Raw genomic sequence first — 24,200 nt, forward strand, 5'->3', positions numbered from 1 at the left:
CCCCACCCCCAGACCGCGAAGGCGGGATGGCTGAGACGAACCCATGGCTGAGTGGTCTCTGACATCCCGCCTTCGCGTACGTCGTCGTTCGGCCCGGCTCAGGCGAGCAGTTGGTGACGAGCGAGATCGCGGTACAGCGGCGTGGACTCCACGAGCTCCGCGTGCGATCCCTGCCCCACGACGACTCCGTCCTGCAGCACGACGATGATGTCGCTGTCGACGACCGTCGAGAGACGGTGGGCGATCACCACGAGCGTACGGTCGGTCGAGACCGCGTCGATGGCCTCGCGCATCCGCTGCTCGTTCACTCCGTCGAGCGACGATGTGGATTCGTCGAGCAGCAGGATGGGGGCATCCGTGAGCAGAGCGCGGGCGATCGCCAACCGCTGGCGTTCGCCGCCCGAGAGCATGACACCGTCCTCACCCACCGGGGCATCGAGTCCGAGTGGATTCCGCTCGAGCACGTCGCCCAGGTTGACGGCGCGCAGCACCCGTTCGCACTGTTCGTCGGATGCGTCGGGCGAGGCGAGCCGCAGGTTGTCTGCCAGCGTGCCCGCGAGCGTCGGCGCATCCTGCTCGACGTACCCGAACCGCGCACGCAGCTCCGCGCGCGCGTACGTCCGAGAATCGTGTCCGTTCACGCGGATCGAGCCGCCGGTCGGGTCGTAGAAGCGCTCGATGAGCGAGAGGATCGTGCTCTTTCCTGCGCCGCTGGGGCCGACGAGGGCGACCCGCGCGCCTCTCGGCACCGAGAACGAGACTCCTCGCAGAACCTCTCGCGGAGCCGGGGTCGCTGGGGCATCGGCGGTTTCGAGATGGGCGTCGGCGAGTACCGTGCGAGCCTCCTTCGCGGCCGCCTCGCGCGCTGCCACCACGTTCTCGGGGTAGCGGAACCGCACGTCCCTGAACTCGATCGCCGGAGCGTCTGAGGCGGCCTCGGTGGTCTCGAGCGCGGCGGCGATCTCGTCATCCCGCTCGGTCTCGGTGGGGAGGTCGAGCACCTCCTGGATGCGACCCAGCGCCCCGAGCGCCTGGTTCACCGAGGTGATCGCACCGAACGTCGTCGCCAGCGGCATCACCAGCATGAAGAGGAAGAGGATGAAGGTGATGAGCGACGCGATCGTGATGGTTCCCGCCGCGACCCGGAAGCCGCCGACGCCGAGCACCACGAGAAGAGAGAGCTGCAGGGCGACGCCCGCGATCGGAACGACCAGCGATGAGATCTTGGCGATGCGCACGCCGATGCCGAAGGCGTCGGAGGCCAGCGTCGAGACGCTCTCGGTCTCCCGCTCGGTCGCTCCCGATGCCCGCACGGTGCGGATGGATCCGACCGCACGCTCGACCCCCGAGGCGAGTTCGCCGACCTTGACCTGTTGCTCGGTCGAGGCCGTGCGGATCCGACCGCTGAGCACTGTGACGACGACCACCGAGACACCGATCACGATGACGATGAGCAGCAGCAGCACGGGATCGATCACGAGCATCGCGATCAGGGCGCCCACGAACAGGATCGCGCTGCCGACGGCATCCGCGAGACCCTGGGTGAGCACGGCGTAGAGCAGCGTGGTGTCGGTGCCGACGCGCGAGACGAGGTCGCCCGTGCGGCGAGCGTCGAACTCGCTGATGGGCAGGTGCAGGATGCGCGCGATGAGCTTGCGTCGGCTCGAGTACACGATCGCCGTGCCGGTGCGCTGGAGCAGGTAGTGCTGATAGCCCGAGATGATCGACGACACGACCACGAGGCCGATCAGCACCCAGACGAGGATGCCGAGACCCTGCTCCGACTGCACGGCGTCGATGACCTGTCCGACCAGCAGCGGCTGAGCGAGCGAGGCCGCGGCGCCGAGCACGCTGAGCACAGCGACGACGATCAGTGTGCGCTTGTGTTCGAACAGGAAGGGGAGGAGCTGGCGGAACGTGGCGCGCGGACCATCCTGCTGCGCGCCGCGACCGCGTCGGCGTGATGTCGCCGTGCTGGACATGCGGAACCTCGCTCTGTTGGGGGTACTTCGACCGTACTTCGTCTGCGGTCGGTTTCTGTGGTTCAGCTGTGCGCTCAGCGCTTGCCGAAGCGGCGGTGCGCCGCCTGTTTCGAGACGCCGAGCGCGCTCGCGATCGCCTGCCAGGAATAGCCGAGGTTGCGGGCGCGGCGCACCTGGGCCTCCTCCGAGCGTGCGAGTTCCGAGCGGAGCGCGGCGAGACGGTGCAGCTCCGAGATCGGCTCGCCGCCGTCGTCCTGAGCGATGGCTGTCTTCACGGTCATGATGATCCTCCCGGTGTCAATCATTGTTGACGATGGGCGGCGTGTCAACACATGCTGACGAGTCACCCTCCTCCCTGCCCCTTCGAATCGCGCACTGTGCAGATCTCGACCCTCAGAAACTGCCAGGTGCGCGATTCGAAGGCGCAGGGCGGGGCGCGGGAAGACGAAGGGCGGCACCTCCGAGAAGATGCCGCCCTTCGCGCTGGACGAGCGCGTCAGAGCTCGACGGCCGCCGCGACTCCGAGATCGGACTCGTAGTCGTTGTCCTTGGTCTCCTTCGACAGCAGGAGAGCGATGAAGGTCAGCACGCCCATCGCCGAGAGGTAGAGGCCGACGAGCCACGGCGCGCCGTCGCCGAGCTCCCACAGCCACAGCGCGATGAGCGGTGCCACGGCGGCACCGAGGATCGACGAGACGTTGTACGAGATCGCCGACCCTGTGTAGCGGACGTTCGTCGGGAAGAGCTCGGGAAGCAGCGCTCCCATCGGGCCGAACGTCGCGCCCATGAGCATGAAGCCGAACACGAGGAATGCCTGAGCCAGGGCGCCGGTGAACTTCGGGTCCATCGCCGGAAGCAGGAAGGCGTTGAACGTGAAGCCGAACACGATGATGAGCCCGGTGACCCACAGCAGCAGCTTGCGTCGACCGATCGCATCGGCGATCGGGCCCGAGAGCAGCGTGAACACTCCGAAGAACACGACGCCGACGATCTGCATGAGCACGAAGTCGGTGTACGCGAACCCGAGACCCGGATAGAACTGCGCCGCGAAGGCGGATGCATCGAAGTCCTTGCCCGTCGCCTCGGCAGCGGCCTGTGCGGCGGCCGACGCCGTCTCGAGCGTCGCGGGCTTGGTGCCGTACGCCAGGGTGAAGTTGGTCATCAGGTAGAACAGCACGTAGGTCGCCAGCATGATGAACGTGCCGAGGATGAGCTGCTTCCAGTGGTGACGGAACACGGTCGCGAGGGGCAGCTTGCGGATCGCGCCCTTCTTCTCGGCCTTCTTGAACGTGTCGGACTCGACGAGCTTCAGCCGCACCCAGAGGCCGATGATGACCATGACGGCGGAGAACAGGAACGGGATGCGCCAACCCCACGACAGGAACGCCTCGGACTTGAGTGCGGGGTTCTCGGCGTGCGGCAGCAGCCAGTTGATGCCGAGGAACAGGAAGTTGGCGATGATGAAGCCGAGCGGTGCGCCGAGCTGCGGGAAGGTGCCGTACCAGGCGCGCTTGCCGGCCGGTGCGTTCTCGGTGGCGACCAGTGCCGCACCCGACCACTCGCCGCCGAGCGCGAAGCCCTGAGCGAGGCGCAGGATCAGCAGCAGCAGGGCCGCCCACCAGCCGATCTGCTGGAATGTGGGCAGCAGGCCGATGATGAACGTCGCGATACCCATCGTGAGCAGCGATGCGACGAGCGTCGCCTTGCGACCGAACTTGTCGCCGAAGTGTCCGAACACGACTGCGCCGATCGGACGCGCGACCATCGCGGCACCGAACACGGCGAACGACGAGAGCAGTGAGGTGGTGTCGTTGCCGGTGGGGAAGAAGAGCACCGGGAAGACGAGCACGGCGGCTGTCGCGTACGCGTAGAAGTCGTAGAACTCGATCGTCGTGCCGACGAGGCTCGCCGTGATGACGCGCGAGCGCGGATTCGCGGGCGCTGTGGTCGTGCTCATGCTGCTCCTTCGTTCCGAGTGCCGGTATACCAAGGCACCGAGAGATCTTACGCCTTCCTGAGCGTTTGCTGGGTACGCATGACATCGAGGCGGGGTGCCTGCGTAGAGTCGGACGCGGATGCCGGGGGCCCAGGAGACGGGAAGAGCGTGACGACGAGACTGTTGCTGCTGGCCGACACCCATGTGCCGGCGCGTGCGAAGCGACTGCCTGATCCGGTTCTCCGGGCCGTCGACGACGCCGACATCGTCATCCATGCGGGTGACTGGATCGATGTCGCGACGCTGGAGCTGCTCGAGTCGCGCTCGCGCTCACTCGTGGGCGTGTACGGGAACAACGACGGTGCGGCGCTGCGCGAGCGACTGCCTGAGATCGCCCGACTGACGGTCGAAGGGGTCGAGGTGGCCGTGGTGCACGAGACGGGTGCGAAGCAGCGACGCGAAGAGCGGATGGATGCCGCATTCCCCGGCACTGATCTGCTTGTCTTCGGGCACTCGCACATCCCGTGGGACACCGTCGCACCGTCGGGGATGCGTCTGCTCAACCCGGGCTCTCCGACTGATCGGCGCCGTCAGCCGGTGTGCACGATGATGACGGTCACGATCGATGCCCGTCGGATCGACGCCACGCTGGTGCCCGTCGCATGAGCGCACGATCGGAGGCGAGGGGCGGGAAGGATGCTCCCTCCGTCTTCCGCGCCCCGATGCGGTCGCGCGATGACGGCTTGATCGACGGGCCCGCCGTCGAGAGAGCACTGGCGATCGACGTCTGCGGCGTGGGCGGCAGGCTCGACGTCGCGCCGGAAACGATCGCCGATGCGCTCGCCGCAGTGGACGCGGCCTACGGAGAGCGGATGGCACGCCGACTGGAGCGGTTCGCGGGGGTGCCCGAGGGGGCGTACGTCTGGACGCGCGACGTTGACGGGTTGCTGTGGCTGGGCAGGATCACCGGCCCGTGGTGCTACGACGCCTCGGCCGAGGCCCGTGCGGTCGATCTCGTGCACGTGCGAGCATGCGACTGGCTCGAACGTCCGGTCGAGCCGGCTGCGATACCCGCCGGCGTGCTCGAGACGTTCGCACGCGGCGGCCGCAACTGGCAGAGCATCAGTCGAGGAGACGCCGCTCACGTCACCTCCGCCGTCTGGACGTCGCGGACGAGTCGGTAGCGGGGCCGCTCAGTCGGCCTGACGAAGGTCGTAGAGGATTTCGGCGTATCGCCCGAGGAAAGCGCGCTCGTCGAGCCGTTTGCGGCGGAGCCACGACGTGACCTCGTCGTTGCGCTTGCTCGCGTTGCACGAGCCGCACGCGGGCACGACGTTCTCGACGGTGTAGCGGCCGCCTCGGGAGATCGGCATGACGCAGTCGCGCTGCAGCGCGACCTCGATCGCACCGCAGTACGCGCATCCGCCCCAGGCCTCTCGCAGCGTGGCCCACTGCTCAGTCGTGAGGTCGTTGTCCACGCGCGCCAGACGACCCTGGCGTCGCTTCGCGTGACGGGCGCGCGCAGCGGGCGTGGGGGTGGAGAACCTTCGGCGCGGCACAGACACACGGTACTGGGCGGATGCGCGCCTCCGAGCGCTATTCCTGTGTGTCGCCGAGAGCGAGTGCCGAGACGAAGTCGGCCGACGGATCGATCACATGCTCGAGCTCGAGCACCACGAGCTTATTCGCGCCGGCACTCGTGGCCGGTGCGGGCACGAAGAGGGTGCGCTGGGGGCCGTTGCGCCAGTAGCGACCGAGGAAGAACCCGTTGACGAACGCGTAGCCCTTGCTCCACGACGCGGTGTCGAGGAAGAGGTCTGCGGGGGAGTCGAGGTCGAACTCGCCGACCCACGCAGACGGTCCGGTCGGCCCCTCGGCCGCATCCACCCGCCCTGCCGCGATCGCCGCGGCGATCTCCGCGACGTCCAACGGCGTCGAGCGCCAACCGATCAGCGGAACGCCGTCGAGCATCGGCGACCCGACGAGACCCTTCTGCTCGCCGAGACGGTGGTCGTAGTTCACACGACCCCCGTCTTCGACGAGGATGCTGAGCGTGCGCCCCGCCGGGATCCGCAGAGCACGGTCGTGGCGGGTGCGCGAGAGCGTGCCCACGGGCTGCCCGTCGACGCTCACCCAGGCGAGGTCGCGGATCTTATCGGTGACCAGGAGACCGCCGCGGCCCTCCGGCAGCTCCACGTCGTAGCGGATGAGAGCACTCAGGTGCCCGAGCTCATCGAACGTCGCAGGGTCGTCGCTCGCGCATGCACCGGATGCCGCATCCGTCCACGCGCCGGCAGGGGCGAGAGGCACGGAGAATGCGGGCGCGGGAGTCGCGGCCGCAGGGAGATCGTCGGGCACCGGGGCGTACTTCGCGATGACGTCGCGGAACGCGTAGAACTTCGCCGTCGGATTGCCCGCTTCGTCCAGCGGCGCGTCATAGTCGTACGACGTGACGATCGGCAGGTAGCGACCCTTGTGGTTCGCGCCGTTCGTGAGACCGAAGTTGGTGCCCCCGTGGAACATGTAGATGTTCACCGAGGCTCCCGTGGCGAGAAGCTCATCGAGGTCTGCGGCGGCGGCCGTCACATCCGTCGTGTGGTGCACCCCGCCCCACCAGTCGAACCAACCGTCCCAGAATTCCGAGCACATGAGCGGGCCCGAGGGCTGATGCGCACGCAGGGTCGCGAGCCGTTCGGCGCTGCGCGAGCCGAACGATCCGGTCTTGTGCAGGGTCGGCAGGCTGCCGTCGGCGAGCATCTGGTCGGTCGGCTGGTCGACCGTGGTCAACGGCACCGTGATCCCGGCGGCGCGGGTCAGCGAGACGAGCGCCTCGAGGTAGTCCTTGTCGGCGCCGTACGCGCCGTATTCGTTCTCGATCTGTACCAGCACCACGCGGCCGCCACGATCGATCTGTCGCGGTGCGACGATCTCGTAGACCCGGCGCAGGTAGCCGCTGATGTCCTCGAGGAAGGCGGGATCCGACGAGCGCAGGGGGCGGTCGCCCGCCGTGAGCCAGTTCGGCAGTCCGCCGTTGTGCCACTCGGCGCAGATGTAGGGTCCGGGGCGGACGATCGCGTCCATCCCCTCCTGCTCGATCAGGTCGAGGAACCGACCGAGGTCATTGGCGCCGGTCGCATCCCACTCGCCTCGGCGCGGTTCGTGCGCATTCCAGGCGACGTAGGTCTCGATCGTGTTGAGTCCCATCAGGCGGGCTTTGCGGATGCGGTCCTGCCACTGGTCGGGGTGCACCCGGAAGTAGTGGATGGCTCCGGAGATCACCCGGTGCGGCCGGCCGTCGCGGAGGAAGTCGGACTCGCCGATGGAGAAGGAGGTCACGATGAAGTGCTTTCGATCAGGAAGGTGTCGCCGCCCCTCCGAGGCGCGGAGGGGCGGCGCACACCAGACGTGCGATTACTTGTTGACGGCGAAGCCCTGCTCGTTGCCGTACTGCTCGAGCGCGTCCTGCCAGGACACGAGGCCCTCGTCCAGGTCGGTCCGGTTCTGGTACGACTGGCCCACGGTGTCGCCGAAGATGCTGTTCGCGTACACCTGGTAGGGCAGGTAGCCCCAGCCCTCGACGACCTCGTCCGCGGCGGCGGCGAGGACCTCGTTGATCTTCTGTCCACCGAAGTACTCGGGGGCGTCGGCGAGGAACTCGTCACTCGACAGCTCGGCCGTCGTCGACGGGAAGCCACCGGACTCGAGGAAGATCGAGATGCTGTCCTCCGAGTTGTTCAGCCACCACAGGAAGCCGGCGGCGAGGGCCGGGTTCTTGCTCTGGGTCGTGACGGCCTGGCCGCCGCCGCCGTTCTCGGCGGTCGCCGGCGTGCCGTCGTAGGTCGGCATCGGAGCCACACGCCAGTCACCGGCGCCGTCGGGAGCGCCGGAGATCAGGTTCCCGGGCATCCAGGCGCCGATCACGAGGGTGGCGAGGCTGCCGTCGCCGAGGGCGCGGAACCACTCGTCGCTCCAGCTGTTGTACGGGGCGAGCAGGTCTTCCTCGACGAGGCGGTTCCAGTTCGCGGTCCACTTCGCAGAGCCCTCGTCCTGCAGGTCGATCGTGACATCGGTGCCCGAGGTCTCGAACGGCTTGCCGCCCGCCTGCCAGATCATCGACGTTGCGAAGCCCGCATCGCCGGTGTCGTTGGTGATGTAGGCATCCGGGTTCGCGGCGTGGATCGCTTTCGCCGCCTCGTAGTACTCATCCCATGTGGTGGGCACGCCCACACCGGCGGCGTCGAAGACCGCCTTGTTGTAGAAGAGCGCCATGGGGCCGGAGTCCTGGGGCAGGCCGTAGATGGCGTCGCCGTCGGTCACGGAGTTCCACGTCGATGCGGTGTAGTCGTCTTCGAAGTCCGCGAATCCGTACTGCGAGAGGTCGACGAACGCGTCGGTGAGAGAGAACTGGGGAAGCGCGTAGTACTCGACCTGCACGACATCGGGAGCGCCCGAGCCCGCCTTGATCGCGTTCTGCAGCTTGGTGTACTCCTCGTTGTTGGTGCCCGCGTTGACCACGTTCACCTTCACGTTCGGGTACTCCTTCTCGAAGGCCTCGACCTGGGCTTCGGCCGACGGGGTCCACGACCAGTACGTGATCTCCCCGCCCTTCTCGAGTGCGGCTTCGACCGAGTCGAACGATCCGTCACCGGCGGCGGAGCCGGAACCCGAGTCGCCCGTGCTGCAGCCGGCCAGCGCGAGCGCTGCGACGGTTCCGGCGGCGAGCACCGATATGGTGCGCCGCGCGGCAGGAGAGGGAAGGTGCTTCATTGCTGTGTCCTTTCGGGGGTGCGGTCCTGCATCGGACCGACGTTGTGGATGCAGGGGTGCGGGGAGCTACTGCTTGACGCTGCCTGCGGTGAGGCCTGACTGCCAGAAACGCTGCAGCAGGAGGAATGCGATGACGATCGGGACGATCGTGAGCAGCGAGCCCATGATCACGAGGTTGTAGATGGGCTGCGATCCTGCGCCGATCGCCTGCGCGCTCCACTGGTTCAGACCCACCGTCAGCGGGTACCAGTCCGGATCGGAGAGCATGATCAATGGCAGGAAGTAGTTGTTCCAGGTCGCGACCACCGTGAACAGCGTGACGGTCACGATGCCCGGGGCGAGCAGGCGCATCGAGATCGTGAAGAATGTGCGGAACTCGCCGGCGCCGTCGATGCGCGCGGCCTCCAGCAGCTCTGTCGGGATCGACTCCGAGGCGAACACCCAGATCAGGTACAGCCCGAACGGGCTGATCAGCGAGGGGATGATCACGGCCCACGGGGTGTTGGTCAGGCCCAGTTCGCTGAACAGCAGGAAGGTCGGCACCGCCAGAGCTGTGCCGGGGACGGCGACCGCGCCGAGCACGATCGCGAACACGGCACGGCGTCCCGGGAAGCGGTACTTCGCCAGGCCGTAACCCGCCATGGTGGCCAGCAGTGTCGCTCCACCGGCGCCCACGACGACGTACAGCAGGGTGTTGCCGAGCCAGCGCAGGAAGATCCCGTCCTGGTACGAGAAGGTCGCGACGAGGTTGTCGAAGAACGCGAAGTCGTCGGAGAACCAGAGTCCGAACGAGCTGAAGAGTCCGGACTGCGTCTTCGTGGAGCTGAACAGCAACCACACCAGAGGGATCAGTGTGTAGAGCGCGTACCCGATCATCACGATCAGCAGCGTCTTGGACTTGCGCGGATTCATCGGATCATGGCGCTTGTGCGAGGGGCGGGCGAGGGGGAGAGCCATGTCAGCGCACCTCCGACTTCGAGCCGCGCAGCTGCACGACGTAGGCGATCACCGCGGTGATGACGCCCATGATGATGGCGATCGTCGCGGCGTAGTTGAACTGCTGCCCGGCGAAGGACAGGTTGTACGCGTACATGTTGGGCGTGAAGAACGTGGTGATCACGTTCGGGGCGAGCGGACGCAGGATGTTGGGCTCGTTGAACAGCTGGAAGCTGCCGATGATCGAGAAGATCGTCGCGATCACGAGGGCACCGCGCACCGAGGGGATCTTGATCGAGAAGATCGTGCGCCACGCACCGGCGCCGTCGAGCGAGGCCGCCTCGTACATGTCGGTCGGGATCGTCTTGAGCGAGGAGTAGAAGATCAGCATGTTGTAGCCCACGAACTGCCAGGTCACGATGTTCCCGATCGAGACGAGGATCCACTCCCGGGCGAACGGCGTGAAGAAGTCGCTGCCGAGGAAGTCGTTCAGATTGCTGGTGAGTCCGAACTGGTCGCCGTAGATGTAGCCCCACATGAGCACGGCGACCACAGCGGGCACCGCATACGGCAGGAAGATCAGGATGCGGAAGAACGACGCTCCGCGCAGCCGGGCGCTGTCGAGGGCGAGCGCCGCCGCGAGGGCGAGGGCGAGCATGATCGGCACCTGCACCACGAGGAACAGCACCACGCGGCCGAAGGCCTCCCAGAACTGCGAGTCGGTGAGCGCTCGCACGTAGTTGTCGAATCCGACGAACGCGTTGCCGCCGATGAGCTTCTCCTGGAAGAAGCTCAGGTACACGGAGTACGCGAGCGGGGTGAGGAACACCAGGGCGAACACGACCATGAAGGGGCCGACGAACGCCCAGCCCTTCCAATCGCGCTTCTCGCGCCGGCGGGTGCCGTGGTCCGCACGGGTTGCGGAATCTTGAGTCGTCATTGACGAGACCTTCTTAGAAATCGGGCGCTCTCCGCGCCGTGTGTCAACGTCAACATATGCGATGCGCTGCTAATGTGTCAACGTCAACATACGAACGGATGGTTGATCGTGATCTCGGACCAGTCGGCAGAGCCGCCGCAGCGGCGCAGAGAGCCCTCGATGGAAGACGTCGCGCGTGCCGCAGGGGTCTCCGGCCAGACCGTCTCGAGGGTGGTGAACGCGCGCGGCTACGTCGGTGCGGCGACCCGCGAACGCGTCGAGGATGCCATGCAGCGCCTCGGCTATCGTCCGAACAGCGCCGCCAGGGCGCTGCGATCGGGCCGGTTCCGCGCCATCGGCGTCATCATGTTCTCGTTCAGCTCCTACGGCAACCAGCGCACGCTCGACGCGATCGCGGTGCGCGCCTCGCAGATGGGATACGCGCTCACGTTGATCCCGGTCGAGTCCAGCGCGCGAGACACCGTGGCAGGAGCCTTCCGCCGCCTCGAGGAGCATGCGGTCGACGGCATCATCATCGTGATCGAGGCTCATCAGCTCGATGAGGCCGAGGTCGAGATCCCCGATGGACTCCCCGTCGTGCTGGTCGACTCGAATCGGGGAGACGCCCACCCCTTCGTCGACACGGACCAGGCGCAGGGCGCTCGCCTCGCGACCGAGCATCTGCTCGATCTCGGGCACCCGACGGTCTGGCATGTGGCGGGACCCGCGAAGTCGTATTCCGCCGAGCGCCGACGCGAATCCTGGCGCTCGACCCTCGAGAGCCGGGGCGTCGCGGTTCCCGAGCCTCTGCAGGGGGACTGGACGGCGGAGTCCGGATACCGGGCGGGCGTCCGGCTGCGCGCCGACGACAGCGTCACCGCGGTCTTCGCGGCAAACGACCAGATGGCGATCGGCGTGATCCGAGCCTTCCGCGAGGCCGGCCGCGACATCCCGGGAGACGTCAGCGTGGTCGGCTTCGACGGACTGCCGGATGCCGCACAGCTGTGGCCACCGCTGACCACCGTGCAGCAGCATCCCGAACGCGTCGGTGCGCTGGCCGTCGATGCCCTGCTCGCCGAGCTCGAGGGCGAACCGCGCATGCAGACTCCGCTGGTCGGGACCGAACTCGTGGTGCGCGAGAGCACGGCCGCTCCGCGGGCGTGATCACGCGCTGTCGTCTGCGCCGGTGCGGCGGCGGATCATGGCCGCTGCGGGGATGCCGCGTGAGAACAGGATCGATACCAGGCTGATCACGATCAGTCCCACGAATGCGACGCGCAGCGACGAGAGCTGCGATTCGCGGTAGATCTCCGTCAGCTCGGCCGACTCGTCGTCGGTCAGGCCGGCGGCCTCGGCGAGACCCGCCACGTCGGAGGCGGGAATCACGGTGACGCCGCGATCGGTGACCTCGCTCACGGTCGCGCGCACCTCAGGCGGCAGATCGCTGGTGGCGACACCCGACGCGAACGACGTCGACAGCGCCCCGATGAGCAGCGAGCCGATCAGCGCGGTGCCGAGGGAGGAGCCCAGGTTCTGGAACACTCCTTGGAGGCCCCCGGCCTCGCTCGTGTCCTTCTCGCTCACGCTCGACATGTTCACGTTGCCCAGTTGTGACGCGAGAAGACCCAGTGCACTTCCGGTGAAGAACATGCCGATTCCGAAGAGCGCACCGCGCAGTTCCTCCGTCACGGCGCCGAGCAGCAGCACCGCGCTGAGCACCAGCACCGACTGTCCGACACGCACGATGAGGCGAGGCGACCAGCGACGCGACAATGCCGTGCCCACGATCGAGAACAGCACCAGAGCGACCGACAGCGGGAAGATCTTCATCCCGGTCTCGAGCGCGTCGAGACCGAGGGTCATCTGCAGGTAGACAGGGACCATGAAGAACAGCCCGGCCGTCACGGTGTACTGGGCACCCAGCACCGACAGGCCGCTGCGCAGTGTGGTGATGGAGAACAGATCCGGCTGCATCAACGGCGATCGCCCGTCACGCAGCAGGCGGCGCTGCCAGCGGATGAACAGCGTAATCAGGATGGCCCCGAAGGCGATGCACCACGCGGTCAGCGAGATCCCGAGCGGAGCGAGAGGAATGCCGGCGATCTGCGGCGTGTACAGCGGTATCACCCAGCCCCAGGTCTTGCTCTGGAGCATGCCGAACACGACGAGCACCAGTCCGGCCGACGACAGCAAGACGCTGCCGATGTCGATGCGGATCAGCTGGCGCGGAGTGGAATCGGTGATGATCCGCGCACAGAACACGACGGCGAGCATGATCACCACCTCGGCGACGAAGACGAATCGCCAGCTCGAGTACGTGGTCACCGCACCGCCGATCAGCGGGCCCGCAGCGACGGCGGCCCCCGAGACGGCCCCGATGACGGCGAAGGCGGTGACGCGCTCACGGCCCTGGTAGTTGTCGGCGACGAGCGCGGCGATCGCAGGGATCACCAGGACCGCCCCGAGACCTTCGACGATCGACCAGCCGAGAAAGAGGAATCCGACCGTGGGGCTCACCGCGGTGATCAGGGAGCCGAGCGCGTAGACGCACGAGCCGATCACGAAGGCGCGACGACGACCCCAGACATCGCCGAGCTTGGCGCCGAAGAGCATGAAGGCTGCCATGGTCAGCGTGTAGAACGTGATGGCCGCCTGCATCGCCGCGACCGAGGTGTTCAGATCGCGCACGACCGTCGAGATCGACACGTTCATGACCGTGCCGTCGAGCACCATGACGAACTGCGCGGCACTCAGCACGATGACGACGTTCCACTTCTTCATGACATCTCCTCGGAGGCGGATGCTGTCTCGTAAGCGGGTCGGCGGTTGCCGCGCATGATCCGTGCCACGGCCGTGATCAGGAACAGCTGTCCGGTGATCGCCTCGGCGACCGCGATCCCCTGCACGGTCGGGCTCACGGGCACGATGTTGCCGTAGCCGGTGGTGGTGAGAGTCGTGAACGAGAAGAACAGCTGGCTCGAGAGCGAGTCGACGACTTCGGGGCCGAAGGTCGGCACGACGGTCAGAAGCGCGACGAGGTTGTAGACGAGGGCGAAGAACATGCCCACCAGGGCGTAGGCGGAGATCGCTGCGAGCAGGGCCTCGGTGTCCAGGCCCCGACGCCGCACCTGGTGCCGGATGATCGCCACCGGCGCGAGGAGGAAGGCGACAGTCGATGCCGCCGACAGCGCTATGTCGAGCGCCTGTCCGCGAAGGTCGAGAACCGCGACGAGAGTCGCCGCGATGCCCGCGGCCGCGAGTACGATCCAGGCGATGTGCTGCACCCGCCGATGCGCATCGGTCACTCGAAGCACGACGGCCACGGTGAACAGCTGCACCACGAACGCCGCGGGGCTCGGGTCGGTGGTGCCCTGAGCGGCGCACAGAACATAGGTGAGCACGAGGAGTGCGAGCACGAGCCAGTACCCCGACGGCCAGCCGGCCACCGGGCGCGCGACGTGGGCCCCGAGAGTCGCGGTCTCACGCATCGTGTCTTCGGGGCTCATCACGCTGCCTCACACGGCTCCGTGTTCGTGAGGCAGGCGCCCTGTCGCCAGAGCCGCCTGCAGCGCCAGGAAGTCGCTGTCGTTCTGGTCCGCGTACGACGCGGCGAAGTCGGCGATCGCCTCCTCGAACGTGTCGCTCCGCCCCAGATATCCCGCGATCTGCACCCGATCTCCGGATCGGGAGTGGGCTCGCGCCAGCGTCTCCCCGCAGATCCGCGCGTACAGGGTCGCACCCCGCACGCTCATCGCATCCGGGTCGATTCCCCCTTTGCCGTCCTGCAGCTGGCGGATGTAGAAGTCACGGTGCTGCCCGTCGAGGCCGACCACGGATTGCCACCCGAGGAAGATGTCGCTGGACGCCTGCATCAGCCGCTGGCCACGCACGACGCGCTCCGCGTGGTCGTCGTACTCGCTCGGCCCGAGGAAGCGCTCGAGAACGGATGACTGAGCCTCCTTCGCCTGGAGGAGCAGCGGGTCGTCATCGTCGCGGCCGCTGAAGAGGATCACCCAGGCGCGCGTCCCCACGCTTCCGACGCCGACCACCTTTCGCGCCATATGCCGGTACCGGTACTCGGTGATCGGATGCCGTTCTCCGACGAGCGTCGTCCGATAGGCGCCGAGCACCTGATGCATGACATCCGCTTCGTCTGCGGCACGCCCCGCTTCGCGGATGAGGTCCTCGACGGGCACGATCAGCGGTGGCGCCGCGATGATGCGCAAGTGGCCGTCGACGACGCGCACCAGCTTCTTGAAGGCCTTGCGATGGTCACGTTTTCGCGCCTTCGCTATCGTCGCGTCCAGGCGGCGTGCCTCTTCATCGCCCACCCGCTGGTCGAGCTGCGCCTCGCGGATCGACAGCCTCGCGCGCTCGGCGTCGAGTCGGTCGTACCAGGCGTCGAGCACGGTCGCCTTCGCCGCTGCCCTCATCGCCGACCGATAGCCGTGCGCTGCGGCGACGACGCAGGCGCGCTCCTCTTCGGCGCTGAATCCGCGTTGTCTGCCGGCCACGGCGAAGCTCGCCGCGAGTCGTTTCACATCCCATTCGAAAGGGCCGGGCAGCGTCTCATCGAAGTCGTTGATGTCGAAGATCAAGTGGCGCTCGGGGGTGCTGAACAGTCCGAAGTTCGACAGGTGCGCGTCTCCGCAGAGCTGCGAGATGATCCCGCTGTGTGTGGACGAGGCGAGATCCGAGGCCATGAGCAGGGCCGCCCCGCGGTAGAAGGCGAGCGGCGACACGGCCATGCGCGCGTAGCGCACGGGTGTGAGCTCCTGGACCCGTGATCGTCCCTGCTCCTCGAGCAGATCGATGGGGTCCGGCCGGTCCGGGGCCGGTGACCATGCTCCGAGCTGCTCGCGAGGCATCCGTGATCGACCGGCTCGCCCTTTCTCGCGCCGCTCTGCGAACGGCTTCGCGACCTCCGACGGCCAGGTCATGAGCTGGCCCGGCCGAGAGGGTCGACGGAGGTGGCAGCCGCCTTCTCACGCTCGGCGCCCTCGAGCACGTCATCCTCCGACGCCAGGACGTCGATGACTTCGGGATCGGTTTCGGCTTCGGCGGACGGCGGACGTTCGACCACCTCGAGGATGAGCACGACGAGCAGCGACAGCGCCAGCGTCCACAGCACGAGCGCGGGGCTGAGAGGCCGCACGAGCAGCACGACCGCCGCGCCAGTCACGATGATCACGCCCCTCAGGAAAGAGCGTCGCGAGTACAGCCATGCGCCGACACGACCACTGCTCAGGCCGCGCCGTTCCAGGGCTCCACGAACGGAGGACGCGCCGCCGTGGACGACGGCGCGAAGCCGTCGGGGGACATCGAAGGGGCCGGCGAACCACCCGACCACGGCGGTGACGAGCGCGAGGACGAGGACGGCCACCGCCGTGTCGCGCATGGCGCCGCCGACCAGATGGTAGATCGCGCCCCCGGCATCCGGGGGGATGCCGTGGCTGCGCAGCGCGGCGTCGAAGAACACCCTGCCGACAGCGAGGCCCGCGAGCACGATCAGCATCACGAGACCGAGGGAGAGCGCTGCGGTGATCAGCGCCACCGGTCGTCGTCGCGCGGCGACCACCCCGGCGGCGAGGAGAAGGATCGCCACCCAGGGCAACCACAGGCCGGCCGCCACCACCAGCTCGTACGCGAGCTGGACCGAGGCGAGGGAGTCGACCTGCGCGACGGTGATCGTGCGATCGACCGTCGGAATCGACGCCGCGAATCCGACGCCCTGGTCGACGAGCACCTCTTTCGCGGCATCGATGATGGGCGCCAGCTGAATCCCGATCGTGCCGTCGGAGCCGAGTGCGATCGCCGCGTCCGGATCGTTCTGCAACGCGGACACCACCTGCGAGTGGCTGATGCGGAGCGCGCTCGCCCAGACGTTCGCGAACGCCTCGGACTCGACGAAGCGTTCGACCACGGTGCCCACGAGCGACTGGAGTCCCTGTGCGGCGGGGCCCTTGAGCAGCTCCAGCGCCCGAGTCGCCGCGGGGCCGGTGCCGAGTTCGATGAGACCGTCGATCACGTCCGTGGTGAGGGTCGGTATGTCCACCTGCCCCTCGATCGCCTCTATCACCTGGTCGGTGACCGCGGACTGCACAGCAGGATCGCTCGCGAGCACGCTGTAGGTCGCGACGAATCGGTCGGTGTCGCTGAGCTGCACGTTCGCCCAGGCGGCGACGAGGGCGATCGGTGCGATGAGCGTTCCCAGCACGATCAGGACGGTGGCGGAGAGCGTGCGCCCCCACCCGCGGGATCGGCGGCCCGACACGGCCGGATCGGGCGTCGGGAGCGGTTCTGCGATGGGGATGCCGCCGCGGAGCGCGCTGTTCTCGGCTTCGAGGGCGGCCAGGCGCCGCTGCAGCTCCTGGACTGTGGATCGTGCCATGGGATTCTCCGTCCTCAGGCTTTCGCGTTCTGACGCGGGATATGGACCTGCGTGATGACCAGCAGGATCGCGGCCGTGATCGGGATCGACACCAGCGCGCCGAGCAGGCCGAGCAGGGCCCCGCCGATGAGCGCCCCGATGATCACGAGCGACCCCGGCACCGCGATCGCCCTGTTCATGATGCGCGGCGTCAGCAGATATGCCTCGAACTGCATGTAGATCAGATACAGCACCGAGAAGATCAGCGCGAGCAGGGGATCGGCGAAGAGCGCGACGATCGAGGCGAAGATCCAGTACGTGACCGGACCGATGAGGGGTATCAGTGTGATCAGGAAGGCGGCCAGCCCCATGAAGGCGGGGGCCGGGAGCCCGAGAACCAGATGCAGCAGGGTCGCGAACACCGCGTTGCAGGCGGCGAGCACCACCATTCCGATGAGGTATCCGCCCACCGAGTCGGTGATCTGCTCCGTGAGCGATCGGAGTCTCGCGCGATCGCGTGCGGGTGCGAGCGAGTAGAACGCGGACTTGATAGACGTCAGGGACGCGAGGAAGTACAGCGTGAGCACGACCACGATGATCACGCCGGAGACGGCGTTGCCCACACCGAACCCCACGGCGAGCACCCCGCCTCCGACGGCGAGCAGGTTGCCAGGATCCGCGAAGAACGCCGCGATCTGATCGAGGGCGGTGCCGAGGACGTCTCCGACCTGCGCCTCGAACGCTGTGTACGCCTCGGAGGCGCGGAAGTCCGCGATGGCCGCGGGGATGGAGCGGGCGAACTCGCCCAGCTGCACCAGGGCGGGCGGGAGGATGAGCCCGATCACGACGGCGAGGAAGACGAGGAACCCGCCCGAGACGATGAGCAGTCCGCGCGTTCGCGACACCCGATGCGCTTCCAGCCAGCGGATCACCGGGTCGAGGCCGAGCGCGACGAAGAGGGCGATGGCGATGTAGATCAGGATCGTGGCGACAGAACTCGCGGCGACTCCGAGGACGAACGCACCGAGCCCGCCGAGCACCAGCGCGAAGCCGAACAGCAGCGGGCGAGTCACGGTGATCTGGATGCTGCGCGGTCGCGACGCGCGAGTGGCGCGCCGGAGCCGAGGGGATGACTCCTCAGGCACGCTCGCATCGCTCACGGTGCCACTCTCGGGCGCAGGGCGCACGGCCGCGTCACCCTTTCAGGGCGATATACCGCGGCGTCAGAGCAGCCCGAGGTCCTGAGCGCGCGCGACAGCGGAGTTGCGGTCGGGCACCGCGAGCTTTCGGTAGATGTGAGCCATGTGGGTCTTGATCGTGTTGGGCGACACGTAGCAGCGGGCCGCGAGCTCGATGTTGGTCATCCGGGTCGGCAGGTACGCGAGGATCTCGAGTTCGCGATCCGTGAGCTGTTCGGCCAGCTCGGGCGACGATGCGCGGGCGCGACGGAGCAGGCTCGCCCGTTCCAGCACGGTGGCGCGGAACGGCGTCGAGGTGCCGGGGAGGTCTGCGATCAGACGCGTGACTTCGGGGCCCGCTCGCACGAAGACGGCGACCAGATCGTGCTGTGAGGCCAGGTCGAGGGCTCTGTGCATGGCGTCTGCGCCCGCGCCCGCGCCGCGCTCGCGGGCGTCGAGCCACGAGCGGAGGACGAGCTGCTCGACGCTGGCGCGCGGCATCGTCTCGGGCGGCTCGGGGGCGACGGCATCGAGGTGGGCGCGCGCGAGGTCGGGACGGTTGCGCGTCAGTGCGGCCGCTGTCGCCTCGAAGGCCAGAGGAGACCAGCGTCCTGCCGGTGGATGACGCAACCCGCCGTTCGACGCGTGGGCGAGGCGAAGTGCGCGAGCCTCCTCGGCCTCGAGCGCCACCGCGACGATGGGAGGCGGGGTCGACGGCAGGCGATCGGCCGCGTCCACGGGGTCGCCCTCGCTGAGGATCCTCTCGAGGTGCGCGATCCACATGAGCTGAGTGCGATGGTTCGCTGCGGCGCGGAGCGCGCCCTCGTGCAGGGGCGCCGCGGCGGACGAAGGCGTGGCTCGCTCGATCGATGCGAGCGCCGCGGCGAGGAAGGCGTCTGCCGGTGACGGATGCGCGAGCAGGCGGGTCTCGGCGGCGAGGTCCAACGCCTCCTGCGAGAACGCCGCGGCAAGGCGCAGCCGTCCGGCCCACGCCTCCAGCAGCGCGAGCGAGCCGAGGAGGTGGATGCGGTACAGGCTGTACTGGGCCCCTGGCTCGGCGAGCGCCTCGTCGAATCGTCGTCGCGCGGCGGCGAGATCACCGGCGAGGAAAAGCGCGCGGCCCGCCGAGGTCAGTGAGCCCGTGCGCAGCAGGTGCGGGTGCGTGAGGCCCAGCAGCTCGGGCGGGTGCAGATCCGGATGCTCGCGGAGCAGCACCGCCGCGGATTCGGCAGCGTGCAGTGCGACGACGGGATCGGGCCGGAACTGCACCCGCGCGGCGAGATAGGTGTGGATGATCGCCGATCGGCCCGGTGCGAGATCCTGCCGGTCGGCCTGTTCACGCAGCACGTCCTCGGCTCGGGCGGCGTCCCCGTTCATCATCAGCAGCATCCCGCGCAGGATCTCGATGTCAGGGCGGATCGCACGGAACTCTGCCGGCAGCGCATCCAGCCACCGGCTGACCGAGACGGTGTCGTTGCGTTCGAGCACTTCGCGGCCGCGCGCGGAGATGACGGTCGCCGCACGCTCCCACGATCCCGCTTCGAGGAGGTACTCGATCGCGGACGGCGTGTCGCCCCGCGCGAGATGCCAGTCGGCCGCGGCCGTGCGTATCTTGTTCACCGCGCCGGGGTGCTCGGCCTTCAACCGGTAGCGCAGGAGCTCTCGGAACATCGGGTGGAACCGGAACCATTCGCGATTCCGGTCGAGGGCGACGAGGAACATCGACTCTCTCTCGAGCTCCTCGAACAGCGACGTCGCGTCGTCGACGGAGAGGACCGATTCGACGAGTTCTGCGGACATCCGATCGAGGACCGACAGGCGCAGGAGCAGCGATCGGCGCTCGGACGGCTGCTGGGCCAGCGCCTGCTCGCTCAGGTACTCGGAGATGAGGCGATCGGTGCCGCGAAGCTCGCTCGCGAAGCGTTCGGGATCGTCGTCACTGCGCAGTCCGAGACCGGTCAGCACGACGCCGGCTGCCCAGCCTTCGGTCCGTTCCATGACCGCTGCGAGTGTGCGGGGGGTGACCGGAGCGCCGGTGATCTGTTCGAGCAGCGTCGCACTCACGGTCTCGTCGAACGCGAGATCGCTCTGTCGCAGCTCGAGCAGTGAGTGGTCCAGGCGATGACGACCCCAGCCGAGACCGTAGTCGATGCGTGACGAGAAGATGAGGTGGGTGTGCTCGGGAACGTTGTCGGCGAGCCACCAGAGGTCGGGCAGCAGTGGCGATCCGGCGAGGTGGTGCAGGTCGTCGAGCACGAGCACGACGGGGGGATGCTCACGGAAGACGCCGACGAGAGAGTCGAGGACGGGACGCCCGAAGGCTCGCGCGTTGACTGCGTGCGGGCGGCCGAGATCCCGCGGCCCGCGGCCCGGCGGCATCACTGCTCTCAGCAGCCGGTCGAGGAGTCGACGTGGATCGCTGTCCGCCGGTTCCAGCCCGATCCAGATGACACGCACGTCGGGGTGCGATGCCGCCCACTGCGACAGCAGCACCGTCTTGCCCGAACCGGCCGGGGCGACGACCACGCTGAGGGGCGCATTCAGCGTCGCGTCGAGTCGGCTACGCAATCGTGGTCGCTCGACGGCGTGAGCCGGCGGGGGAGGTATGGCTGTCATCGGCGATTCCGCTGTCAGTATGGCAGGGCGCGGTCGCATCATCCACAGCCGCTTCAGATCATCCGCAGAGGATGAGGACGGCTCCGATCCGCGCATGCATCATGGGACGATCGCGCTCGCGCCGATGTCGCTCGTGCTCCAGAGAGGCTGCCGTCATGACCCGGGTCTTCGAAGTGCTCGTCCGCGGGCGGATGAGCACACAGCTCGCACAGGCGCTGGACGGCTTCACGGTGCAGGCCCGACCCGGTGGACTGACGAGCATCCTCGGACCGGTCGACGACCAGCCTCGTCTGCTGGGCCTTCTCGGGGCGTTCGATGACCTCCACATCGAGGTCATCTCGGTGAATCCCGTGCCCGAGCCCGACGCCGGGTCACCCGGGCAGGGTGACGCGCGCGCATCCGCGTCTGACTAGCTTCGGACCTGGTACCCACCACCTCCGATAGAAAGGGATCGCGCATGTCCATCTGGGATCTCGTGGCCTGGTTCTTCTGGTCCTTCGTCTTCATCTCCTACCTCATGGTGGTCTTCACGATCATCGGCGACATCTTCCGAGACAGTTCTCTCAACGGGTGGCTGAAGGCGGTGTGGGTCATCTTCCTGGTCTTCCTCCCGTTCCTCACTGCACTCGTCTATCTCATCGCCCGTGGTCAGGGCATGGCGCAGCGGCGCGGCGAGCAGATCGCCGAACTGCAGGCGGCGCAGACTGCCTACATCCGCGAGACTGCGGGGTCTTCGCCGGCAGACGACATCACGAAGGCTCGTGGACTTCTCGATTCGGGCGTGATCACGCAGGCTGAGTTCGAGACGCTCAAGGCGAAGGCGCTCGCGTCCTAGCCGCCCGGCTTCTGTCGACTCAGTCGACCGTCTCGATGGCTCCCTCGGTGTTCCGGAGGAACAGCAGCAGCCACGTGAAGATGATCAGGAAGGCGACGAGCTCGACAGCCGTGAGGGTGTAATACCCCGTGGCGAAGAAGACTGCGAGCACGACGATGCACGCCACGAACGCATAACCCAAGGCCAGGAACACCTGTGCGGTTCCCGGAACGGTGCGGCGCAGCCCGATGACCATCGCGATGAACACCACCACCATCCCGGTGGCGCACAGATTGTGCAGCGCGAGGAACCTGTCGACAGGGAAGAGCCCGACACCGGTGAGCATCACCCCCATGGCGGTCAGCTCGAGTCGGACGATGCGACGCCCCCGCGCGGCGCGGGCAGAAGGTGCAGGGATCGACGCGGTTCCGAAGTGGGCGACCGTGGTCACGATGACGCCCGCGATGATCAGGGTGATGTTGAACGTGAGGGCCGATACATCGTCCGTCACTCCGAGGCTGCTGAGATGCAGTTTCCACCACTGTTCGTCCGATGCGCTCAGCATGCTCGCGAAGGCGCCCACGACCAGGAACAGCATCAGCACGACTGAGAGCATTCCGGGGCTCATGTTCGCCGCCGAGAGAGCGACGAAGTACGCGGTGCACGCCATCGCGGCACCGGCCAGCACGGCACCGGCGAAGGTGAAGACCTCCGCGCCCACGAAGCTGCGTTCCATGATGTCGGCGATCGCGGTCCAGCCGAGGAGAGCGATGACGCCGTGGGCGATCGCCAGGGCCGCGATGTCGAACCACCGCATCCTCCCGCGCGATGCACCCGTTGCGGGCTGGATGCGGGCGAGCGAGCGCGCTGCGACGAACACCACGATCGCAGTGATCGCCGAGCCGATGGCGGCGAACTGGCCGATCGAACCGGGGCCGGAGATCGGCATCGTGTGTCCCCAGAAGGCCAGCAGCGCGACGCCGGATCCGATGATCAGCGTGGCCGCGCTGACGAGCAGCGCCGCGGATTCCCGCGACCCGGCGCTCGCGAGCGGGTGTCGCAACACGGCGGTGAGTGGCAGTCGGTCCGTCATGCCGCTCATCCTGACCCCGCCTTCGGCGAGCCGCGTCACCCGAGAAGTGTGATGATCCTGCCGAGCGTTCGAGGCAAGCTGGAGACCGAAGGCGACGGGAGGCCGCGCATGACCGCATTGACCATTGGCACGATGACGGACGACGCGGATGCGTCCGTGCAGCTGGACGCACGCCGTTTCAACCGGCACACGTTCTGGTGCGGCCAGAGCGGCAGCGGCAAGACGTACGCGCTCGGTGTCGTGCTCGAGCAGCTCCTGCTGCACACTGAACTGCCGATGCTCATCCTCGATCCGAATGCCGACTTCGTGAGGCTGGCGGAGACGAGAGCAGGCGCTTCTACCGAGCACGCGGCCGCCATCGCGCAGGCCGACATCCGTGTGTTCAGGTCGGGGCACGGAGAGGGCGACAAGGTCCATGCGCGGTATGTCGATCTGTCGCCCGCTGCGAAGGCCGCCGTGCTGCAGATCGACCCGATCGCGGATGCCGAGGAGTACAACGCGCTGCTGCACTGGTCGGTGAGCACCACGGACTTCGACGCCGACGAGATGCTCAGGGGGTTCCGAGCGACAGGAGACCCGGCGTATATCCGGCTCGCGAATCGGATGGAGAATCTGCAGGTGCTCGAGTGGGATCTGTGGTCGCGAGGCGCGGGCTCCGTCGTCGACGTGGTCGATGAGAGGCCGCGGGCGACCGTCCTGGATCTCGGGGGATTCGATCACCCCGCCGAACCGAAAGTCGCGGCCCTCGCGGTGCTGGAATCGCTGTGGATGCAGCGAGAGAGCCGGCGTCCGCTTCTCATCGTGATCGACGAGGCGCACAACCTCTGCTCGCCCGAGCCGCGCACCGCCGTCGAGAAGGCTCTCACTGAGCGGCTCGTGCAGATCGCGGCGGAGGGCCGCAAGTTCGGTCTCTGGCTCTTCCTGTCGACGCAGCGTCCGACCAAAATCCACCCCAACGTGCTGTCGCAGTGCGACAACCTCGGCCTGATGCGCGTGAATGCCCCGCGGGACATCGCCGAGCTCGCCGAGGTGTTCGGCTTCGTCGGGGAGGACGACATCCGCCGGGCCCAGGGCTTCGCTCAGGGACAGGCGCTGTTCGCCGGTGGGTTCATCGCGCAGCCGACGTTCGCGCAGATGGGGGAGCGGCTGACTGAGGAGGCCGGAGCCGACGTACGGGTGCCACTGCGCTCGTGACCGAGGGATCCCCGGATCAGCGCCAGATCGCCGCGATGCCGGCGTTGAGCGCCGTCAAGATGCCGACGAGCCAGAACATCGCGACGGGCACGGATCCGGACTTGCGCTGCTTCGAGGTGCCGATGCCGAGCAGAGCGCCGATCACGAGGAGTACGACGAGCTTGGTGCCGATCTTGGCGTAATTCATCTCGACGCCCTCAGGAAGGCCCCAGGGCGCCGCCAGGGCGAGTCCCGCCACAGCGGCGATCGTCATTCCGATGCTCATCAGCCGTGTGAACTCGCGCTTTCCGCCGAACGCCTGCACCGCCCACGCACCGAAGAGCACGGCGAAGCCGATGAGATGGACGAACAGAACGACGTGACGCAGAGTCTCCATGCCCTCACGCTAGGAGCAC

General features: G+C 67.7%; 22 protein-coding genes. 6 read left to right on the plus strand and 16 right to left on the minus strand.

What is annotated here, in order from left to right; translation table 11 throughout:
• Positions 1 to 98: 98 nt before the first annotated feature.
• The 3 genes from AC3WS6_RS07335 to AC3WS6_RS07345 all read right to left on the minus strand — a co-directional run bounded on the left by AC3WS6_RS07335 (position 99) and on the right by AC3WS6_RS07345 (position 3,939).
• Complete coding sequence (locus tag AC3WS6_RS07335) at positions 99 to 1,982, minus strand: ABC transporter ATP-binding protein (RefSeq protein ID WP_492500387.1); 1,884 nt, start codon at positions 1,980 to 1,982, stop codon at positions 99 to 101.
• A gap of 74 nt (positions 1,983 to 2,056) precedes the next feature.
• Positions 2,057 to 2,263, minus strand: coding sequence for an AsnC family protein (locus AC3WS6_RS07340; RefSeq protein WP_492500388.1), 207 nt, complete (start codon positions 2,261 to 2,263; stop codon positions 2,057 to 2,059).
• Positions 2,264 to 2,478: 215 nt separating this feature from the next.
• Entirely contained in the window at positions 2,479 to 3,939 is a 1,461-nt protein-coding gene (locus AC3WS6_RS07345) for an MFS transporter (protein WP_492500389.1), read from the minus strand.
• Positions 3,940 to 4,086: 147 nt separating this feature from the next.
• On the opposite strand from AC3WS6_RS07345, the gene AC3WS6_RS07350 reads away from it, so the two are divergent.
• Positions 4,087 to 4,584 (plus strand): metallophosphoesterase family protein, encoded by a 498-nt coding sequence (locus tag AC3WS6_RS07350; protein WP_492500390.1) that lies wholly within the window; start codon positions 4,087 to 4,089, stop codon positions 4,582 to 4,584.
• Positions 4,581 to 5,102 carry a GAF domain-containing protein gene (locus tag AC3WS6_RS07355; protein WP_492500391.1) on the plus strand — a complete coding sequence of 174 codons (522 nt, stop codon included), beginning with the start codon at positions 4,581 to 4,583 and terminating at the stop codon, positions 5,100 to 5,102. The genes AC3WS6_RS07350 and AC3WS6_RS07355 overlap by 4 nt, the downstream gene beginning before the upstream one ends.
• Positions 5,103 to 5,111: 9 nt before the next feature.
• Here AC3WS6_RS07355 and AC3WS6_RS07360 read toward each other — a convergent pair whose 3' ends face one another.
• From AC3WS6_RS07360 to AC3WS6_RS07380, 5 genes are all read right to left on the minus strand, one after another.
• Positions 5,112 to 5,477, minus strand: coding sequence for an HNH endonuclease (locus AC3WS6_RS07360; protein ID WP_492500392.1), 366 nt, complete (start codon positions 5,475 to 5,477; stop codon positions 5,112 to 5,114).
• 37 nt (positions 5,478 to 5,514) lie between these two features.
• Entirely contained in the window at positions 5,515 to 7,254 is a 1,740-nt protein-coding gene (locus AC3WS6_RS07365; protein ID WP_492500393.1) for a glycoside hydrolase family 35 protein, read from the minus strand.
• A 75-nt stretch (positions 7,255 to 7,329) separates the two neighbouring features.
• Positions 7,330 to 8,685 carry an ABC transporter substrate-binding protein gene (locus AC3WS6_RS07370; protein ID WP_492500394.1) on the minus strand — a complete coding sequence of 452 codons (1,356 nt, stop codon included), beginning with the start codon at positions 8,683 to 8,685 and terminating at the stop codon, positions 7,330 to 7,332.
• A 66-nt stretch (positions 8,686 to 8,751) separates the two neighbouring features.
• Positions 8,752 to 9,597 (minus strand): carbohydrate ABC transporter permease, encoded by an 846-nt coding sequence (locus tag AC3WS6_RS07375; protein WP_314425590.1) that lies wholly within the window; start codon positions 9,595 to 9,597, stop codon positions 8,752 to 8,754.
• 46 nt (positions 9,598 to 9,643) lie between these two features.
• A complete protein-coding gene (locus AC3WS6_RS07380; RefSeq protein ID WP_492500395.1) occupies positions 9,644 to 10,561 on the minus strand; it encodes a carbohydrate ABC transporter permease in 918 nt (305 codons plus the stop codon).
• A 159-nt stretch (positions 10,562 to 10,720) separates the two neighbouring features.
• Between AC3WS6_RS07380 and AC3WS6_RS07385 the strand changes: the two genes are divergently transcribed.
• Positions 10,721 to 11,704 carry a LacI family DNA-binding transcriptional regulator gene (locus tag AC3WS6_RS07385; RefSeq protein ID WP_492501464.1) on the plus strand — a complete coding sequence of 328 codons (984 nt, stop codon included), beginning with the start codon at positions 10,721 to 10,723 and terminating at the stop codon, positions 11,702 to 11,704.
• On the opposite strand, the gene AC3WS6_RS07390 is transcribed toward AC3WS6_RS07385, so the two are convergent.
• From AC3WS6_RS07390 to AC3WS6_RS07415, 6 genes are all read right to left on the minus strand, one after another.
• Positions 11,705 to 13,321: an MFS transporter gene (locus AC3WS6_RS07390; RefSeq protein WP_492500396.1), complete on the minus strand. Its 1,617-nt coding sequence runs from the start codon at positions 13,319 to 13,321 to the stop codon at positions 11,705 to 11,707.
• Positions 13,318 to 14,046: an ion channel gene (locus AC3WS6_RS07395; RefSeq protein WP_492500397.1), complete on the minus strand. Its 729-nt coding sequence runs from the start codon at positions 14,044 to 14,046 to the stop codon at positions 13,318 to 13,320. The genes AC3WS6_RS07390 and AC3WS6_RS07395 overlap by 4 nt, the downstream gene beginning before the upstream one ends.
• A 9-nt stretch (positions 14,047 to 14,055) precedes the next feature.
• A complete protein-coding gene (locus AC3WS6_RS07400; RefSeq protein ID WP_492500398.1) occupies positions 14,056 to 15,480 on the minus strand; it encodes a DUF2252 domain-containing protein in 1,425 nt (474 codons plus the stop codon).
• Positions 15,477 to 16,931 carry a hypothetical protein gene (locus tag AC3WS6_RS07405; RefSeq protein ID WP_492500399.1) on the minus strand — a complete coding sequence of 485 codons (1,455 nt, stop codon included), beginning with the start codon at positions 16,929 to 16,931 and terminating at the stop codon, positions 15,477 to 15,479. Before AC3WS6_RS07405 ends, AC3WS6_RS07400 begins: the two co-directional genes overlap by 4 nt.
• A gap of 14 nt (positions 16,932 to 16,945) precedes the next feature.
• On the minus strand, positions 16,946 to 18,070 hold the full coding sequence (locus AC3WS6_RS07410; protein WP_492500400.1) for an AI-2E family transporter: 1,125 nt from the start codon (positions 18,068 to 18,070) through the stop codon (positions 16,946 to 16,948).
• A 63-nt stretch (positions 18,071 to 18,133) separates the two neighbouring features.
• Complete coding sequence (locus AC3WS6_RS07415) at positions 18,134 to 20,656, minus strand: winged helix-turn-helix domain-containing protein (RefSeq protein ID WP_492500401.1); 2,523 nt, start codon at positions 20,654 to 20,656, stop codon at positions 18,134 to 18,136.
• 203 nt (positions 20,657 to 20,859) lie between these two features.
• On the opposite strand from AC3WS6_RS07415, the gene AC3WS6_RS07420 reads away from it, so the two are divergent.
• Together AC3WS6_RS07420 and AC3WS6_RS07425 are read left to right on the plus strand one after the other, a co-directional pair.
• The gene (locus tag AC3WS6_RS07420; RefSeq protein ID WP_492500402.1) at positions 20,860 to 21,117 is read left to right on the plus strand and encodes a DUF8691 family protein; all 258 of its coding nucleotides are present in this window, start codon (positions 20,860 to 20,862) and stop codon (positions 21,115 to 21,117) included.
• 44 nt (positions 21,118 to 21,161) lie between these two features.
• Complete coding sequence (locus AC3WS6_RS07425; protein ID WP_492500403.1) at positions 21,162 to 21,539, plus strand: SHOCT domain-containing protein; 378 nt, start codon at positions 21,162 to 21,164, stop codon at positions 21,537 to 21,539.
• Positions 21,540 to 21,558: 19 nt separating this feature from the next.
• On the opposite strand, the gene AC3WS6_RS07430 is transcribed toward AC3WS6_RS07425, so the two are convergent.
• Positions 21,559 to 22,611: a hypothetical protein gene (locus tag AC3WS6_RS07430; protein ID WP_492500404.1), complete on the minus strand. Its 1,053-nt coding sequence runs from the start codon at positions 22,609 to 22,611 to the stop codon at positions 21,559 to 21,561.
• 108 nt (positions 22,612 to 22,719) lie between these two features.
• Here AC3WS6_RS07430 and AC3WS6_RS07435 point away from each other — a divergent pair, with 108 nt between their 5' ends.
• Entirely contained in the window at positions 22,720 to 23,805 is a 1,086-nt protein-coding gene (locus tag AC3WS6_RS07435; protein ID WP_492500405.1) for an ATP-binding protein, read from the plus strand.
• A 16-nt stretch (positions 23,806 to 23,821) separates the two neighbouring features.
• On the opposite strand, the gene AC3WS6_RS07440 is transcribed toward AC3WS6_RS07435, so the two are convergent.
• Positions 23,822 to 24,181: a hypothetical protein gene (locus AC3WS6_RS07440; RefSeq protein ID WP_056376022.1), complete on the minus strand. Its 360-nt coding sequence runs from the start codon at positions 24,179 to 24,181 to the stop codon at positions 23,822 to 23,824.
• Between the last annotated feature and the right edge of the window lie 19 nt (positions 24,182 to 24,200).

It is taken from the genome of Microbacterium sp. EB106-03-03-XG65 (genome assembly GCF_058791955.1).